The sequence below is a fragment of the Polaromonas sp. genome, assembly GCF_029945895.1.
GTDB lineage: Bacteria > Pseudomonadota > Gammaproteobacteria > Burkholderiales > Burkholderiaceae_C > Polaromonas.
This window is the reverse complement of the sequence record NZ_JAQSDL010000003.1, coordinates 56946-74548: the sequence shown is the minus strand read 5'-3', so window position 1 is coordinate 74548 and position 17603 is coordinate 56946. Positions and strand designations below refer to the sequence as shown.

Genomic DNA, 17603 nt, shown 5'->3' with positions numbered 1-17603 from the left:
GAGGCCACTGACCCAGGCAAAGGCTGTTGCCGACCGTTGCCTGCTGCATGGCGCGCGATCGCCGTCGTAAGCTGCTTTTGGGTAATACCAGCAGATGACGTCCGCAGCCGTTGGATGGTGCGGTTGGCATGCAGGTTCGCCCATGCCGATAGAGCGCAGGTGGCGCGGGTTCAAGCGCCCCTCGCCGCAGGCGTTGCGGCAGGATGGGCACCATCCCAGCGTTGCCAGGCCTTCTCGTCGAAGAAAAAGGCGATGGCCTGAACCGCCGGCTCGAGCAGGACCCAGCGTAAGGGCCAGCAACAGCTTGCCGGTCACGGCATACGCCACCCCTGCCGCCGCCGTGACGTGAAGCAAGTAGCAGCTGGTGGTTTTTTTCAGCGTGGGCAATGGGCACGTGAAAACTTGGCCATGGTCGGGCTTCTTGGGGTGAGAGGACGGAACGACAGATCCCGCACCCTGGTTAAAAATAGCTTAAAACTATTTAAACAAATTTAACTATACGCATTAACTATTTGAAACACCGATTGAAACTGGCTGCGGCGCGGATAGAAGTTTCGCTCAATCCCTTTTTGCATGTCTGACCAACGTGGTCTTATGCGCCTGGATGTGTGAACAACTCCCTGTTTTGTTTGCTCGCTGCGACATCGGTAGTTCATTTCCATCCATAGGCAGGGCCAGCTGTTGACTAAAGGCCCAATAAATGCTTAATACAATTTGTTGCCATGTGTAAATTTTCTTAACTATCAGACCTTCCGTGAAGCGTCACCGCCTGCTGCCTTGTTTGTTGCTGGTTTGCTGTCTGTTGCTTATAGCGTCGGGCGGCTCGTCTGTTTTCGCCCAAACGGTCCACCGCCCTGACGCTGGCTCCTTGCAGGAGCCACAACGCCAGTTACCCCTGTTGCCGAAGCCGGGCGCGCCGCCGATCGGCCTGCCTGCCGGGAAAACGGCTTTGCCGGTCCAGGCTGCGGTGTCCATCACGCCGGCCGCATTCCGCTTCGAGGGCAACACCCTCTTTGACCAGGAAGCCCTGGCGGCCCTGCTCGTGGATCGCGTCAACCGGACGACTGACCTGGCCGGGCTGACGGAAGCCGCAGCGCTTGTCAGCCGGTATTACCGGGCGCAGGGCTATCTTCTGACGGAAGCCTACCTGCCCGAGCAAGCCTTCCAAGCGGTCGGCGGGACGGTCACCATTGCCGTGATCGAGGCGCGCATCGGCAGGGTCCATGTGCAGTTCGAGGGCGACAACGGGTCGGCGTCCTACGCCCGGCGCGTGGTGGGTGCCAACCTGCAACCCGGGGCGTTGATCAGCGAATATCTGCTGGACAAGCCCGTGCTGCTGCTGCGGGACCTGGCCGGCGTGGACGCCAGCGCCACGGTGGAACCGGGCCAGCGGCCGGGCCAGGCCGACGTGATCGTGACCATTCGCGCCCAGGGCCCGCAGGTCGACGGATCGGTAGGCGTGGACAACTTCGGCGCACGCGCGGCCGGCCCGCTGCATCTGTCCGCCAGCCTCAATGTCAGCAATCTGGCGGGGCGGGGCGATGTGTTCAGCGCGCGCGCCCAGACAAGCAACGCGACCCGCAGCAATCTGTACCGCCTGGCATATGCGGTTTCCATCGATACCGCCGGTACCCGGCTCGCAGTCAGTGCCGCCCGGACCGACTACGCCCTGGGTGAACAATTTGCGGCGCTGGGGGCCACCGGCAAAGCGGACATCCTGGGCGTTGCCCTGACCCGGCCGCTGATCCGTTCGCGCGACAACAACCTGTATGGCCTGCTCAGCCTGGAGCACAAAAAGTTCAACGATCAGATCACCACACCGGCGAACGACAGTGAGCGCCGCATCACGGCGACGCGCGTCGGCCTGCTGGGCAACTTTTCCGATGACATGATCGGGGCCGGCGGCTCCAGCAGCTACGCCTTGACCGGTACGCTGGGACGCACCCGGCTGGATGCGATCAGCCTCGGTTTCGACCAAGGCCCTGGTGGCCTGCGGACGGCAGGCGGCTTCGGCAAGCTCAACCTCGAGTTCCAGCGCACCCAGCTGTTCGGTAGCGCGTCCAGCATGCTGTTTGGCTTCCAGACCCAGCTGGCCTCCCGAAACCTCGCCTCTGCGGAAAAAATGGCGCTGGGCGGGCCCAACGGGGTCAGGGGCTATCCGGTGGGCGAAGGCATCGGGGACGCCGGGCTGCTGTTCAATCTTGAATACCGCTATCAGTTGCCTGCGCCCGTCACGCTGGCCGGCGAGCCGGTGAGCCTGGCGGCTTTTTATGATTACGGAACGGTCCGGTTCAACCAGGATGATTCCGCGGTGCTCGGCGTGACCAACCGGATCGCCCTGGGCTCCGTGGGCATAGGCGCGCTTGCAGGGCGAGTCAACAATTTCATGATCACCACCTACCTGGCCTGGCGTACGACGCGGTCAACGCCTTCCACCGGTGATCCGGACCGTTCGCCGCGCGCCTGGGTGTCCGCCCAGAAGTGGTTCTGAGCTGCGGCGCAAAGAACAGCCATGACCCAACCATCTGCAAAACACGGCGCCTACCGCCCTTGGGCCGTTCGTACGGTGGTGGTCCGCCTGTCACGCAAGCTCACCGCCACCTATCGCCTGCGCAGCGGCCGCCTTTTTTCGCGCCTGCTGGCGGCCCTGCTGGCGGGCTTCTCGACGCTGGCGACGGCCTTGCCCGAGGGCGCCAGCCTGGTGGCTGGCCAGGCAAGCATCAGCACACCCAACGCCAATGCCATGGTGGTCACCCAAGGCAGCGACAAGGCCATCCTGAACTGGCAGAGCTTCAACATCGGCACTGGTCAATCGATGCAGTTTGTGCAGCCTGGTGCCGCCGCGGTCGCGCTGAACCGGGTAACGGGAGCGAACCCCTCCTCCATTTATGGCTCGCTCAGCGCCAACGGCCAGGTGTTCCTGATCAACCCCGCCGGTGTCATGTTTGCACCCGGTGCGCAAGTCCATGTGGGCGGCCTGGTCGCGTCGACCCTGGCCCTCAGCAACGAGGACTTCATGGCCGGCCGCTACACCTTCAGTAGCGGTGGCAATCCAGGGGCCGTGAGCAACGGAGGAAATATCCGGGCCGCGCGCGGCGGCTACGTTCTGCTGGCCGCACCCAGCGTCAGCAACACCGGGTCCATCAGCGCCGACGCCGGTTCGGTGGGGCTGGCCGCGGGTGCGCGCGTCTCGGTGGACACCTCGGGCGCGGGTCTGGTGAGTTTTTCGGTGGATGCCGCGGCCGCCAACGCCGTCGCCGCCAACAGCGGCGTGATCACGGCGCAGGGTGGGCAGGTCGCCGTACTGGCCAGCGCACTGGGCGACGTGATGGCCACCGTCATCAACCAGACCGGCGTGATACGCGCCACTTCCGCCATCGAGCACAACGGCCTGATTGTGCTGAGCGGTGGAAACACCGGCGTGGTGGCCGTGAGCGGCGAGCTCAATGTTTCGGGTGTGGATGGCGGGCAAAGCGGCGGCACGGTCAAGGTACTGGGCGACAAGGTGGTTCTGGCCTCAAGCGCACGAATTGACGCATCGGGACAGGCCGGCGGTGGCACCGTGCTGATTGGCGGCAACTACCAGGGCAAGGGCGTCGAGCAGAACGCCTCCCTGACCCTGGTCGCGCGCGATGCGGTGATCGATGCGAGTGCCACCGGTGCGGGTGATGGCGGCAAGGTGGTCGTCTGGTCGGATGTTGCCACCGGGTTTTATGGCGCTATCAAGGCAACCGGTGGTGCCGATACCGGCCGTGGCGGCTTTGCCGAAGTGTCCGGCAAACAGACGCTGGCGTTCGACGGTTCCGCCAACCTCAGCGCAACACGCGGCGAGGCGGGCACCTTGCTGCTGGATCCCCTGAACATCGTCATCAACAATGCAGGAACGGCAACCTATGCCGATGTCAGCACCTTTGCCGCGCAGTCCGGCACGACGCAAGCAGTGTCCGTGGCAACCCTCAACGCCGTTGCAGGGAACATCACGCTTCAGGCTGGCAACGACATCACGCTCAGCAATGCGCTGGCCGTCACGGGAAGCCGAAGCGTCAGTCTTGAGGCCAACAACAACATCAACGTCAACGCCGCACTCAGTGTCACCGGGGCGGGCGCCATCACACTCAAAGCCGATGCCGACAACAGCGGCGCCGGAACGCTGGCACTGGGCGCCGCCCTGACTTCGCAAGCCGGCGGCATCACGTTGTCGGGCGCCAGCGTGACCAGCACGGCGGCAGGCAGCATCGCTGCCACCGGGGCGGGGAATGCCGATGCCGGCCAGGTGAACATCACGTCTGCCGGCGTGGTGAACCTGACAGGGGCGGTCGCGGGGACGGGCGGCACGGCGAGTGCAGGCAATGTCGGACGTGCTGGTGGCATGGTCAGCATCACCGGCGTCGGCGGCGTGACAACGGCAGGCATCAGCGCCAGCGGCAGCACGGGCGGGACGGGTAGTACCGATGGTGGTGCGGCAGGCAGCATCACGCTGAGCAACAGCGGCAGCGGCAACATCGTCACCGGTGCGCTGACTGCACAGACAGGCAACGCCAGGGGAACAGGCGCAGGCGGTGCGGCTGGCAGCATCAGCGTGAGCAACAGCGCTGCGGGCGGCAACCTCAATACAGGCGCCATCAGCACGGCAGGCGGCGCAGGCGGCAACGGCGGGTCCGTGACCCTGTCCTCGCAGGCGGGGGTGACGGTGACGGGAACGCTGGGCACCAGCGGCACGGTGCTGGCGGCGGGCACACGAGCCGGGAGCAACGCCGGCAACATCACCATCACGGGGGTGAACCGAAGCATCACCGGCGCCATCACCGCCAGCGGCGGCGCGGCCAACGGCACCGACCAGGCCGGTGGCAACGCAGGCGTGGTGTCCATCACCGGTAGCGGCACACTGGGCACGAGCAGCATCACGGCATCGACGGGCGGGGCGACCGGCACGGGCACGGGCGGCGCCGCAGGCTCGCTCACACTCACGGGCAGCAACGCCACCCTGGGTGCCTTGAGCACGGTGGGCGGCGCCAATGGCAACGGCGGCGCGGTCAGTGTGACCACCACCGGCACCTTGAGCACCAGCACGATTGCCACGGGCGGCGGTGCGGCCCAGGCCGGCACCGGCGGGCGCAACGCAGGCGCCGTCACCTTGCAGGCGGGAGCTGCCCTCACCGCTGCCGCCATCACGGCGGGCGGCAGCGCGGGCAACGGCGCCAACCAGGCGGGCGGCAACGGCGCTGCGGTGAGTGTCAGCTCCACGGGGGGCAACGTATCGGTGGCGGCGATCACGACCACGGGCGGCAACGGCGTGGCCGGCGTGGCTGCGGGCGGCAATGCCGGGGCCATCACGCTTGATGCGGCTGGGGGCACACCCACCATCACGCTGGGCGGAAGCCTGACGGCGCTGGGGGGCAACCAGTTTGGTGGAGGCACATCGGGCAGTGGTGCAAACATCAGCATCAAGCAAGACGCTCTGCTCAACGCAGCGACCGTGACGCTGGACTCACGCGGCGGCAACGCTGGTGTGGGCACGGGCGGCAACGTGCAGTTCGATGGTGCGATCAACAGCACCGGCGGTGCGCGTGCGCTGAGCGTGACGGCGGGCACGGGCGATGTGACAGCCAGCGGCGCGATGGGTGGCACCAGCGCGCTGTCGACGTTGACCGTCACGGGCAACGACATCACGGTAGCCAACATTGGTGGGGCCGCTGCCGGCGTGACCGGCGCCACGGCACTGACCGCCACCACGGCGGGTGCCGATACGGGCGAGATCAGCTTCACCGGCACCACCTACAACGCCAACGCGCAGACTTACGTTGCCGCAGCAGGCAACACGCTCAAGATCAACGCTGGCGCGACAACCACCTTCAGCAGCACCGCAGACAACATCACCTTCGGCAATGCCGCCAGCGCAGCAGGCGGCACGCTGCTGCTGGCCGACGGCTCCAATCTGAGCGTGAACACCGCCGGTGTGCTCGCCAACGGCGTCATCAATGCCTTTGCCGGGGTGCGTGCCACCTCCGCAGAAACCCTCAGCTTCAATGCCGGCACCAGCACCATCAGCGTTGGCCAGATCGGCAGCACAGGCGAAGTGGCCTCAGTGGCCCTGACTGCGGCGACCAGCACACTGCGCGGCGACATCACCACAGCCGATGTTGCAGCCAACAACGTGACGATCACCGGCGCGGTGGCGCTGGCCAACAGTGTCACCATTGACACCAGCCGCACCACCAACAAAGGCGACATCACCATCACCGGCGCCAGCACGGGCGCCGGCACGGCGCTGAGCCTGACCGGCAAAGCCATCTCCACCGGCGCCATCACCACGACAGGCGCGGCCAATGGTGATGGCGGTGCGGTGAGCATCACGGGGACGGGGGTGGTGAATCTGTCGGGCGCGGTCACGGCGACAGGCGGCACGGCGAGTGCGGGCAATGTCGGACGTGCTGGTGGCGCGGTGAGTATCACCGGCGTGGGCGGCGTCACAACGGCCGGCATCAGTGCCAGTGGAAGCAGCGGCGGAACGGGCAACACCAACGGCGGCAGCGCAGGCACGATCAGCGTAAGCAATAGTGGCGCGAGCAACATCAGCGTGGGTGCGTTGACAGCGAGCACGGGCAACGCGGTGGGCACAGGACTGGGCGGCACGGCCGGCAGCGTCAGCGTCAGCAACACCTTTGCTGGAGGAAACGTCACGACAGCGGCGCTGACCACGACCGGCGGCACCAAAGGCGCTGGCGGCAACATCAGCGTGAGCGCGGCAGGGGCGGGCGTACTGAGCACAGGCGGGGCGGCCATTGCCGCAACGGGTGGGGTGGGCGCCACCAGCGCGGGAGCCGATGCAGGCGACATCACCCTAAGCGGCGGCACGGTCACCCTGGGGGCCAGCACCGTGACGGCCACGGGCGGAGCCGGCAACGGCGCCAGCTTTGCAGGCGGCAGTGGCGGCCAGATCAGCGTGACCAGCAACGCCGGCGGCATGAGCAGCACGGGCGCTGGGGCCATGACAGCCAACGGCGGCGCAGCCTCAGGCACCGGCGCAGCCGGCGGGGCGGCAGGCACCATCAGCGTGACCAACGCAGCAGCCAGCACAGGCACGATCAGCCTGGCCGGCAGCGGCGGACTCAACGCCCGCACCGGCGCATCGACAGGCAGCACAGCGGCGCTGGCTGCGGGCAGCATCACCATTAACAACAACGCCACGTCAGCGACGGCGACCACCCTGGGCAACTTGAACACCGGCGGTCAGGCCAACGGCCATGGCGGCCTGGTCAGCATCAGCACGACAGGCACACTGAGCGCGGGCACCATCGGGACCGGTGGCGGCACGGTCAACGCCCTGAGCACCCTGGCCGGGCGCGACGCCGGCAAGGTCACCATCAGCACGGGCGAAGCCATCACAGCCCTTGGCGCCATCACGGCGGGCGGCAGCGCTGGCGTGGGCGCCGACCAGGCGGGCGGCAACGGCGCTGCGGTAAGTGTCAGCTCCACCGGCGACAACGTCACGGTGGCGGCGATCACGACGAGCGGCGGGGCAGCCGGAGCCAGTGGCACGGCGGCAGGCGGCAACGCTGGCGCGATCACACTGGACGCAGGCGGGGCAACGCCGACCATCACACTGGGCGGCAACCTGACGGCGCTGGGCGGCAATCAGGTCGGCGGCGCGGTTTCGGGCAGCGGCGCGAACATACGCGTCAAGGACGCGGCGCTGCTCAACGCGGCGACGGTCACCCTCAACGCAGCGGGCGGCAACGCCGGTGCGGGGGCGGGTGGCAACATCCAGTTCGACGGCGCGGTCGACAGCAGCGGTGCAGCGCGTGCCCTGATTCTGGCGGCCGGCACGGGCGATGTGACGCTGGGCGGCACCACAGGCGGGACGACGGCCCTGTCGGCGCTGACGGTCACGGGCAACGACATCACGGTAGCCAACATCGGTGGGGCAGCCGCCGGCGTGACCGGCGCCACCGCCTTGACGGCCACCACGGCCGGCACCGATACGGGCGAGATCAGCTTCACCGGCACCACGTACAACGCCAACGCGCAGACCTACGTGGCCACTGCAGGCAATACCCTCAAGGTCAACGCCGGCGCGGCGACCACCTTCACCAGCAGCGCAGACACCATCACCTTCGGCAACACGGCCAATGCCAACGGCGGCGCACTGCTGCTGGCCGACGGCTCCAACCTGAGCGTGAATACGGCTGGTGCAGGTGTCAATGGCGTCATCAACGCCTTTGCGGGCATCCGCGGCAACTCGGCAGAAACGGTCAGCCTCAATGCCGGCACCAGCACCCTCAGCGTCGGGCAGATCGGCAGCGCCAACGAAATTGCCTCGGTAGCCCTGACGGCGGCCACCAGCACACTGCGCGGCGACATCACCACCGCCGATGTGGCCGCCAACAACGTGACGATCACCGGCGCGGTGACGCTGGCCAGCGGAGTCACCATTGACACCAGCCGCACCACCAACAAAGGCGACATCACCATCACCGGCGCCAGCACGGGCGCCGGCACGGCGCTGAGCCTGACCGGCAAAGCCATCTCCACCGGCGCCATCACCACGACAGGTGCTGGCAACGGTGACGGCGGGGCCGTGAGCATCACCGGCAGTTCAACCGTCACGACTGGCGCGATCGCCACGACAGGCGGCACGGCAACGGCGGGTAATAGTGGGCGCAGCGCCGGGGCGGTCAGCATTACAGGAGCGGGCGTCACGGCAGCGGCGATCAGCGCCAGCGGCAGTAACGGCGTGACGACAGGCGACCGGGCGGGCGGCGCAGGCGCGGCGGTGAGTATTACCTCCACAAACGGCATCACCCAGACCGGCACCATCTCGGCCAGCGGGGGAGTTGGTGTGAACAACGGCGCGGGCGGCAACGCCGGCTCCATCACGATAGCCAACAGCGCAGCAGGCAACATCTCGACAGGCGCCTTGACAGTGCAGACTGGCAACGCTGCTGGCACGGGTGCCGGCGGTGACGCCAGCGGCACCCGGGTCAGTGTGACCAACACGGCAGCCGCGGGCACGCTGGCGACAGGCGCGATCACCACGACAGGCGGGACGATGGGCCATGGCGGCAACGTCGTGCTCAGCTCCGCTGGAACGGCGGCCAGCGGCAGTATCACCACCTCAGGCGGCGCAGCGCTGGCCACCAACGCCGGGCGCAACGCCGGCACGGTCAGCATCACCGGCGCAGGCATCAGCCTGGGAGCCAGCACCATCACCGCTAGCGGCACAGCTGGTGTGGGCGCCGCCCAGACGGGCGGCAATGGCGCAGCCATCAGCCTGACCTCCACCAACGGCATCACCGGCACAGGCGCGATAGCGGCCTCAGGCGGCGCAGGCTCGGCCACCAACGGCGCAGGCGGCGACGCCGGATCCATCACGATAGCCAACAGCGCAGCAGGGGCGATCAGCACGGGGACACTGACGGCGAGCACCGGTGCAGCCCTGGGCACAGGGCTGGGCGGCACCGCAGGCAGCGTCTCGGTCAGCAACACAGCGACGGATGCCAACGTCACGGTAGGGGCGATCACCACCACCGGCGCAGCCAAAGGGCGGGGCGGCAACATCAGTGTCAGTGCCGCAGGCGCAGGGGTGGTCAGCACAGGCGGGGCGGCGATTGCCTCCACGGGCGGCGCAGGCAGCAACAGCGCAGGGGCCAACGCTGGCACCATCACCCTGAGCGGCGGCACCGTTACGCTGGGAGCCAGCACCGTGACAGCCACGGGTGGAGCGGGCAGCGGAGCGAGCTTTGCAGGAGGCAGCGGCGCAGCCATCAGCCTGACCAGCAACGGCGGGGGCATGACCAGCAGCGGGGCGGGCGCGATCACAGCCAACGGTGGTGCGGGCGGCACGGGCAGCGCAGCAGGCGGGGCGGCGGGCAGCGTCAGCGTGACCAACAACGGCAGCACAGGCGTGATCAACCTGGCGGGCACAGGCGGGCTGAACGCCCGCAGCGGCGCGTCAGTGGGTACTGAGCTGGCAGGAGCGGCAGGCGCCATCACGGTTACCAACAACGCATCAGGCGTGGCCACCACGGTCGGCCCCCTCACAACACAGGGCCAGGCCAACGGCGCGGGCGGTACTGTGACCGTCAACACGGCAGGGGCGCTGACAGTAGGGATCATCAACAGCTCAGGCGGCACGGCCAACACAGGCACGGCAGGGCGCGACGCCGGGGCCGTCAGCCTGACTGGCGTGGGCGTGAGTTTCGGCGCCAACACCATCACAGCCACCGGAGCGACCGGTGTGGGTACAGACCAGACTGGCGGCAACGGTGCGGCGGTGAGCATCACCAGCACAGGCGGCGTGACGGGCACGGGCCTGATCTCGGCCAGCGGCGGCGCAGGCTCGGCCACCAACGGTGCAGGCGGCAATGCCGGCTCCATCACGATCAGCAACACGGTAGCAGGGGCGGTCAGCACGGGCTCCCTGACGGCCAGCACTGGCGCTGCAGCGGGCAGTGGCGCAGGCGGCACGGCGGGCTCCATCAGCGTGAGCAACACGGCCGGCAATCTGACGACAGGGGCGTTGACCACCACGGGAGGCGGCAAAGGAAACGGCGGAAACATCACACTGGCAGCGGCCAGTGGCACCGTGGGGGCGGGAAACATCGCAGCCAGCGGCGGTACCGCACTGGGCAGCTCCAGCGGACGCAACGCCGGCACCATCAGCATCAGCGGCGCAGCCCTGACGCTGGGCGCCAGCACGATCACCGCCAACGGCACGAACGCCAGCACACTGGGCACGGGCGGCAACGGCGGAGCCATCACCTTGAGTTCGACAGGGGCCATCAGCAGCAGCGGGTCGATCAGCGCCATAGGCGGCGCAGGTGCGGGCGTCGATCAGGCGGGTGGCAACGGCGCTGCGGTGAGTGTCAGCTCCACCGGCGGAAGCGTTGCTGTGGGTGCGATCGCAACAACAGGTGGCAATGGCGTGACCGGCGCGGCTGCGGGCGGCAATGCCGGGGCCATCACGCTCGATGCGGCTGGGGGCGGGCTGGGCATCACGCTGGCAAGCAGCCTCAGTGCCGTGGGCGGTACCGCAACGGGCGGCGCTGCGGCGGGCACTGGTGGGACGGTTCTTGTGGACGCCGGTACAGGCACCTATACACAGAACAACAACATTGACGTTGCTGCAGGTACCGGACCCATCACAGTCATTGCGGACGCGGTTGCGATTGGCACGAACACCGGCAACAACGCACTTGCCACCAGTGGCGCGTTGACCATCAAGGCCAAAACTGCAAATCGCGCGATGTCGCTGGCAGGTGCTTCCGCCTTTGATATTTCAGGCGCGGAAATAACGGCGATTGCGACTGGCGCCACAGGCTCCATCGTCATCGGCGATACAGCCAGCAGCGGTGTCTTGACGATTGGCAACAACATTGGGCTGAGCGGCAAGACCCTGACGCTCAATGCGGGGTCAATCACCGACACTGGCACGCAGCTCATTACCGCCACCAATGTCACCCTCAATGCCAACGGCAACATTGGCAGCAGCGGCGACCGCATTAACGTGGCGGCGACCAATCTGGGTGTCAACACCACGGCGGGCGGCAGTGCCTTCGTAGCTACTGGCGCGATCAACATGGGTGTGGGTAGTGCAGCATCAAACGTCGCAGGCACGCTCGACCTTCTGGCCGGCGGCGCTGTCACCCAGACGGCCTCTACCGGCAATATCACGGCGGGCACGCTGAAAGTGCAGAACTCGGCAGCCAACTCGCCCATCACACTGACCAACAGCGGCAACAACGCCGGAACGATCAATCTTCAGGCGACCACGACCGGGGCGATTCAATACACCGACGTCAATGGCTTCGATGTTGCGGCGGTGCTGACCACCGGTAATGCCACGCTCTCGGCCGGTGGTACGGTGACCCAATCGGGCGCCATCAACGCATCGGGGCTGGCGCTGACTGGTGCCGGCGGTAACCACACCTTGCGCCACGCCGGCAATGCGGTGACCACGCTGGCGGCCAACACCGGCAGCATCGATTACAGCCAGGCTGGCGCCCTGACCGTGGGTAGCGTGGCCGGTGTTGCGGGTGTCACCACAGCCGTCGCCACCAAAATTGAAACCACAGGGGCCGCGTCCAACCTCAGACTGGACAATGCTGTTACTTCTGCGGGAACCGGCGACGCTATCGTGCTTAAAGCCGGCAGCTCCAATGCCGCAGGTGTCGCCACGGGTGGTCAACTCAACAATACCTTGGGCGCGGCTGGAATTGTCGCTACATCAGGCCGCTATCTTGTTTATAGCGGTGATCCCGGAACGCTTGGCGACCCGCTCACCACGACGGAAGGGGTTACCAGTTACAGCAAGCGCTACAACACCGCCGCGAGCTTCACGCCCGGCGGCAGTGCCAGCATGTTTTTGTACCGTGTTGCCCCCACCTTGACCATCACGACCAACGACGCCAGCAAGATTTATGGCCAGACCAACCCGGTGTTCACCGGCAATTCCAGCGGCTACATCGACGGCGACACCGCAGCCAGTGTGGGTGTGACCCGCAGCAGCGCGGCAGTGTTCAATACGCCCGTGGCCCAAACCGGCATCGCCATTACCTCCGGGGCCACCAACAACGAGAACTACACGCTGGTGCTCAGCAATGGCCGACTGAATATCGACAGGGCGCAAATCAGCAGCGTGAGTGGCATCACGGCCAATAACAAGGTTGTCGACGGCAATACCAGCGCCACCCTGAACACGGGCGGCGCCGCGTATGCCGGCCTGGTGCCAGGCGATGTTCTCTCGGTCAACACAGCGACCGGCAGCTTCGACACGCCGTTTGTGGGCGCCAACAAGTTGGTGCTCATCAAGGGCATCATTCTGGGTGGCGCTGCGGCTGACAACTACATCCTGGTAGACAACACCGCCGTCACGAGGGCCGCCATCACCGACCTGTCCAGCTTCGCTGGCTCGTTTTTCCAGACGCCCGCGTTGCCGCCCGTTCCCCCGCAGCGGTTCGCCGCTTCCGGTCTGACGGTGGCGGACGCGAATGCCCTGCTTGAAAGCGGTCCGACCGCCTCAGGCGGCGACAGTGGAACAACGGTGAAGGTGGTCCGCGAGCCCACCGACCAGGTAGCTGGCATCGTCACTGTCACGGTGGCGCGCGAGCTGGTCGCGGGCAGCGGTTTTCGTTTCTCGCTGCCGCCCGCCCTGTTGGCAGGGGCGGCAGGGGGTGCTGTGCAGGTCGGGGCCACGACCCTCAGCGGCCGGCCGCTGCCGGCGTGGTTGCAGGTCAACGCCGAGACCGGGGCCTTTGTCGCAACAGGCCTGCCGTCCGGCGCGCTGCCGCTGCAGATTCGGGTCAGTCTCGGCGCACGTTCAGTCGTGCTGACCATTTCTCAAGAGCAGGGCGATGGACCCGCGCCGCGCCGGGTGACCGTCGAGCGCGTGCACGCGGAGCCGGTGCACCAGCCGGGCTGACCCGTCAAGCTACAGGGTAAACGGCAGGGACGTTGTTTTCACCCGCAACGGCACCCTCGCAGCATGGTAAGGCGTGACGGGCTGGCCCAGAATGCTTGTCGCCAGCGTTTGCGCCTGCCGGCCGATGGGCTCGATAAAGCGGCTGACTTCGCCGTCGACGGAAATGCAATCACCCAGCGCGTGAATACCTTCCACGCTGGTGGCCAGCGAGTCCGGCTTGACATCAATGCCCTGGTTCCAGGCCAGGCCGGCGCTGCGCGCCAGCCGGCTCGGTGTCTGCAGCCCTGCGGCCACGATGATGTGGTCGACCGTGAAGGTCTGGCCACATGCCGTGTCGAGCTGTTTTACCCCGTGGCCCGACGCTGCGGGCGACTTCATCCCGCTGATCTGCACCCCTCCGACGAATCGCAGTGGCAGGTCGCGCCAGGCCGCCAGCAGTTGCTGCGATTGCGCTTCCGACAAGCAGCTTGCGAGTGGCCGCGTCTGCACATCGAGCAGGGTGACCTGGTGACCCGCCAGCGCCAGGTCATTGGCGAGTTCGGAGCCAATCAGGCCGGCGCCCACGATGGCGATCCGCTGCGCAGAGGCGCCCAGCACCGCGCGGAATTTTGCATAAGCCTGCAGATGGTTGATGCGCCAGCACAGGGCTGCAGGCAGTTGTGGCAGGGAGCGCGCCTGGGCGCCGTGCGCCAGCACCAGATGCCGGTAGCGCAGCGTGCCGCGGGTGGTGCGCAGCTGGCGGCTGCCCGACGTGATGCTGACGGCCTGCGTGTGGGCCAGCAAGCGCACACCGAGGCGCTGCGCAGCCTGGTCACCGCTTTCGCGCGCCAGCTTGTCGACGGCCATGCCGCGAGCGATGGCCACCGAAAGCATGGGTTTGTCGTAAATGTCGCCGCTGCAGGCCGTGACCAGGGTGATGGGCATGTCGGCGTCGCGTTCGCGCAGGGCCTGCGCCATCTCCCAGCCTGCGCGCCCGGCCCCGACGATGACTGTGCCGGCGTTGTGCCGTGTGGCCGCGCCTTGCGGCAGGCGGGTGGCCGGGCTGGTGGCCCGTCGCTGCGGTTGCCCGGCCACCACATGAGGTTCAAAGTCGGCCTTGCCCACACCGCACAGCGGACAGGCCCAGTCGTCGGGAATGTCGGCAAAACGTGTGCCCGGCGCCAGCCCGCTGTCGGCATCCCCCTTGGCTTCGTCATAAATCAGTCCGCAGGCCTTGCAGATAAACAGCGCCCACGGCAAGCCGGACGCATCGGTGGTGACGGCTTGGGCAGGTCGTGCTGGCGGCGGAAGGATCATGCCGGCTGCTCCTCGGCACTCAGCCGCGCGATTTCCTTGCGCAGGTGCTTGATGGCCGGCGTGACGATGGCGACGAAATGCGATTCGCGCACGCGCCGCTGCACTTCCGATGACATCAGGTAGCCACGTGCCCCCTGGTGCATCAGCGCCGACTGGGCGGCGCGCAGGCACAGCTCGGCGCCGTGGGCGCGGGCATCGAGCACGTCGATGAAAAATTCGGCTGAGGGCTCAAACGGTGTGTCGGCGAGTGTCATCACGCGCCGGGTCAGCGCATCCAGTTCGGCCTGCAGGGTGTCGGGCCGGTCTTCCAGGAACTGATTGACATGGCCCAGCTGGGACTCCACGGCCCACATCGAGTCAATCGCCCCTTGGGTGACGCCCACCGCCATGCCACACTGCAGCATCACAAAAGCGGCGCGTATGCGCGCAATGTAGGGTTTGGCCGGATCGGCCATGATCTCGCCCGCACCAATGAAATGGTCCTTCAGACGCACGCCCCAGGTGCCTGTGCCTTCCATGGCCGAAAAGCTGGGGCATTCGCGCAGCTCCACGCCGGGGGCGTCGCAGCGCAGCAGGAACATGACCTCCCTGTCGGCAGGTGCGTCCCCTGCCATCACCGCTGCAATCGCGCCGAAGTAATGGTCCGACCCCAGGTTGCTGACCCAGGGCAAGTTGCCGTTGACGAGGTAGCCGCCTTCGACGGGGGTGGCCCTGAGCAGCAGGCTCTCGATCTGTGCGTAACTTTTCATTGGGTTGGACAGCGCCGTGCCGCCCAGCCCGGCGCCGCTGGCGTGGCGCAACAACACGTCACCCATCAGGCCCGGGTTGCCCGACTGCTGCATGTACAGGCCGCACACGGCCTGGCACCACATCATGAAGCCGGTGGCGCCGCAGACGCGCGAGACTTCAGCCATGGCCTGGATCGCCAGCGCGTAGCTGCCTGGGCCTGCAGGCATATCCAGATGCGCACTCATCGCGCCCAGCTTCGCCAGCTCCTGCAGCACAGCCCGCGGGTAATGGCCTTGCCGGTCAATCGCTTCCACTTGTTGCTTCAGCGGCCCCTGCGCGACCGCGCGCACGGCGGCCAGCAGGGCATCGGTTTCTGGTGGCGGCACGCAGGTGAGTTCACGGGGCAGATCGGCGGGATTCATGAGGAAGTCCTTGCGGTGGTGGGGCGGTCGTGCGGGGCAGAGCCGGGGTCAGTCGGCCAGGGCAATCTCGAAGGGGATGGGATTGCGCATGCTGTTGGCCACCGGCGAATAGAAGTTCGCATGCTGGACAATTTCGTCGAGCACCTCCCGCGGTGCGTCGCCCTCGATCACGATCTTCACGCGGATCGCCTGGAAGCCCATGTCGGGTGCTTCCTTGGAAGCGCCGCCGGCACCCCAGGCCGCCGGGTTGCCGATGTCGCCTTCCATGAAAACCTCCAGCCTGGACAGCTTGACCTTCTTCAAGGTCGCTACGGCGGTGATGCCGACGGCCAGGCAACCGCCCAGGCCCGACAGCACGATTTCACCGGGCGCCGGTGCCGTGTTTTCTCCGAACAGGTGCAGGGGTTCATCCACCACCACCGGCGTGTGGTCTCCCACGTAGCTGAGCGAGCGGTACATGCCCTGCATCACGGTGTGGACCTTGTTGGTGCCGCGTGATGCCGGGTTGGCGCGTCCTTTGGCGGCAAAGGCGGCCAGACCCTCGCCGTCGATGGGTTTGAGGTAAGCCTTGACAGTAGTCGGTGCGGCGGGGGCGATGGCGGTGTCCACGGACATGGGAAAAGTCTCCTGATCAGGTTGTCAATAAAAGAAGGGAAAGCGAAAGAAGAAAGCGAAAGAAGAAAGGCGGCAGGGCCTCGTTCAGGCAGCCAAAGCCAGCGACGGTGCTCTGGCCTTCATCAGCGGCGCATCGGTTTCAATCGGCAACGAGTCGTCGCGCGACCACTCGTTCCACGAACCGAAATACATGCGCACGTCCGAAAAGCCGGCCTGCTTGAGTGCCAGGAAAGTATTCGAGGCGCGTGCGCCCTTGAAGCAATACAGGTAAACCGTGTCATCGGTGGCGATACCGGCGGTGGCACATTCGGCCTGGACCTCCAGCGGCGACTTGAACACGGGGCCCTGGGCCGAAGGCTTCATGAAGCGGTACCACTCAATCCATTTGGCGCCAGGCAACCGGCCTTTGCGCGGCGCAAAGTCCTTGCCGTAGGGGGACGAGCTTTCGCCGGTCCATTCGTCGATGTCACGCACATCGAGCAGGGCCACGTTGCTGCCCAGCGCGGCGGCCACGTCGTCCTTGGTCAGCATCACATCGGTCATCGCGAGGTTGGCCGGAAAGGTAGCGGGTGTGGACGCGGCCGCTTCGGTGCTGACTGGCAGGCCCTGGGCTTTCCAGGCCGAGAAACCACCGTTGAGCACCTTGACCTTGGGGTAACCCAGCCAGGTCAGCAGGTAATAGCCGCGGCAGGACTGGCCGTAGCCGCTGTTCAGCGCGTCCTCGTAAAACACGGCGGTTTCCTTGCCTGACAGGCCGACCAACCCAAAGTGTTCGGCAAAGGTGGATTTGAGCGCGGTCAGGCCTTCGGCCGTGGAGGTGGCCAGAAAGGTGAAGATCTCGCGCATGTTGACCGCGCCGGGCAAATGGCCGGCGGCATAGGTGTCGGCGTCGCGGGTGTCGATGATGACCACGGGCTCGGCGCCCATCATGCGCGAGAGTTGCTCGGGGGAAACAAGAACGCTGTCGGTCGTCATGGCAATCTCCAGGTGAGGTCACGGCACATGCCGTCCCCACCGTTATTGCAACGGCCGTGCCAGATCTTTCTCCGGCTGGAATTTTGAATAAAAAGTGCCTGCAGCCCTTTGTATACAAGCGTAGAAAGCTATTAATTCAGTAGCAA

The 17603-nt window shown here is 66.6% G+C and carries 6 protein-coding genes and 1 pseudogene; 2 read left to right on the top strand and 5 right to left on the bottom strand.

Features of this window, described 5'->3' with window-relative positions; all coding sequences use genetic code 11:
- Positions 1-170: 170 nt before the first annotated feature.
- Positions 171-387 (bottom strand): annotated as a pseudogene (locus PSV33_RS00390) (DUF2061 domain-containing protein).
- 481 nt (positions 388-868) lie between these two features.
- Between PSV33_RS00390 and PSV33_RS00385 the strand changes: the two are divergent.
- Together PSV33_RS00385 and PSV33_RS00380 are read left to right on the top strand one after the other, a co-directional pair.
- Positions 869-2491: a ShlB/FhaC/HecB family hemolysin secretion/activation protein gene (locus PSV33_RS00385; RefSeq protein WP_300557440.1), complete on the top strand. Its 1623-nt coding sequence runs from the start codon at positions 869-871 to the stop codon at positions 2489-2491.
- A gap of 21 nt (positions 2492-2512) precedes the next feature.
- Positions 2513-13420, top strand: coding sequence for a filamentous hemagglutinin N-terminal domain-containing protein (locus PSV33_RS00380; RefSeq protein ID WP_300557438.1), 10908 nt, complete (start codon positions 2513-2515; stop codon positions 13418-13420).
- Between the two features lie 9 nt (positions 13421-13429).
- Here PSV33_RS00380 and PSV33_RS00375 read toward each other — a convergent pair whose 3' ends face one another.
- From PSV33_RS00375 to PSV33_RS00360, 4 genes are all read right to left on the bottom strand, one after another.
- Positions 13430-14716 (bottom strand): FAD-dependent oxidoreductase, encoded by a 1287-nt coding sequence (locus PSV33_RS00375; RefSeq protein WP_300557436.1) that lies wholly within the window; start codon positions 14714-14716, stop codon positions 13430-13432.
- Positions 14713-15867, bottom strand: coding sequence for an acyl-CoA dehydrogenase family protein (locus PSV33_RS00370; protein WP_300557434.1), 1155 nt, complete (start codon positions 15865-15867; stop codon positions 14713-14715). Before PSV33_RS00370 ends, PSV33_RS00375 begins: the two co-directional genes overlap by 4 nt.
- Positions 15868-15915: 48 nt before the next feature.
- Entirely contained in the window at positions 15916-16482 is a 567-nt protein-coding gene (locus PSV33_RS00365; RefSeq protein WP_300557432.1) for an OsmC family protein, read from the bottom strand.
- A gap of 84 nt (positions 16483-16566) precedes the next feature.
- Positions 16567-17457 carry a sulfurtransferase gene (locus PSV33_RS00360; protein WP_300557430.1) on the bottom strand — a complete coding sequence of 297 codons (891 nt, stop codon included), beginning with the start codon at positions 17455-17457 and terminating at the stop codon, positions 16567-16569.
- Between the last annotated feature and the right edge of the window lie 146 nt (positions 17458-17603).